The sequence below is a fragment of the Streptomyces sp. Ru72 genome, from assembly GCF_002920635.1.
In the GTDB taxonomy this organism is placed as follows: Bacteria; Actinomycetota; Actinomycetes; order Streptomycetales; family Streptomycetaceae; genus Streptomyces.
Window position 1 is genome coordinate 1 of sequence record NZ_PQSR01000232.1, and the last position, 1,323, is coordinate 1,323.

At 65.2% G+C, this 1,323-nt stretch carries 2 protein-coding genes; both read left to right on the forward strand.

What is annotated here, in order from left to right; genetic code table 11:
- Positions 1 to 519: 519 nt before the first annotated feature.
- Positions 520 to 969, forward strand: coding sequence for a PTS glucose transporter subunit IIA (locus tag C3488_RS39625; protein ID WP_103845633.1), 450 nt, complete (start codon positions 520 to 522; stop codon positions 967 to 969).
- 78 nt (positions 970 to 1,047) lie between these two features.
- Positions 1,048 to 1,323: phosphoenolpyruvate-utilizing N-terminal domain-containing protein (locus C3488_RS39630; protein ID WP_308460722.1), on the forward strand; the 276-nt coding region annotated here is incomplete at its 3' end.

The following is a 1,323-nucleotide window of genomic DNA, read 5'->3' on the forward strand; positions in this document are numbered from 1 at the left end:
GAGGAATAATCGGAAGGTCCACAGCGTCCTCGCTGTGTTATTTCAAAGGAACCTCGACCATCGGAACAATCCGACGGACGGGGTATCAACATATCTGGCGTTGACTTTTGGCACGCTGTTGAGTTCTCAAGGAACGAACGCTTCCTTCGTACTCACCGGAGAGACTCTCTCGGCTTTCCTTCGGGCGCTTCCCTTCGGTGTTTCAAACTCTATCAGTGTTTTTCCGTCTCCCTGACCACCGTCCTGCAGACATGCAAAACGGACCCCGAGATAGGATCTGACAAGTTTGGGTGCTGCCCGGTCAACGACGCTCGGTCGCATCGCTCCGCCCCAGGCAGGAGTACGACTGTACACCGGCCCGGGAGCGGGTGCAAATCGCTCGTGCCGCGATCCAAGGGCCGCCAACCCGTACGTCTCATGCGGAACCGGCAGTTCATATGACATACGCTGCTGCGCAGTGCGCCGTCCGGGACATGCAGTGACGGCCCGTTCGGATCTCCACCCCCTGGGAGGCTTTCCATGACCACCGTGACGTCCCCTCTCGCCGGACGTGCGATCGAACTGGCCGCAGTGCCCGACCCCGTCTTCTCAGGAGCGATGGTCGGTCCCGGCATGGCGATCGACCCCGTACGTGAGCCCGTGGAGGCCGTCTCCCCCGTGGACGGCGTCATCGTGTCCCTTCATCCGCACGCCTTCGTCGTGGTGGACGGAGAGGGACACGGCGTCCTGACCCATCTGGGCATCGACACCGTGCAGCTGAACGGCGAAGGCTTCGAGCTTCTCGTCAACAAGGGCGACACCGTCACGCGTGGTGAGGCCGTCGTGCGCTGGAACCCGGCCGCCGTCGAGCAGGCCGGCAAGTCCCCGGTGTGCCCGGTGGTGGCGCTGGAAGCCACGGCCGACTCCCTGTCCGGTCTCCGTGAGGACGGCGACGTGAAGGCGGGCGACCAGCTCTTCTCCTGGCAGTGATGCCGGCGCCGTAACTGAACGGCACAACAGACGACCATCGCGGTGGCGGGACCGCCGCATGATTCGGAGACGGGTGAGATGGAGACAACGCTGCGAGGCGTCGGTGTGAGCCACGGTGTGGCGATCGGCGAGGTTCGGCACATGGGGACGGCGGTACTCGAGCCCCCGGCGAAGCAGATCCCGGCGGAGGAGGCGGAGCGCGAACAGGGGCGCGCACGCCAGGCCGTGGAGGCTGTGGCAGCCGATCTGATCGCGCGCGGCAACCTCGCGGGCGGCGAGGCACAGGCGGTGCTGGAGGCACAGGCCATGATGGCCCAGGACCCCGAGCTGATGGCAGACGTGGAGCGCCGCATA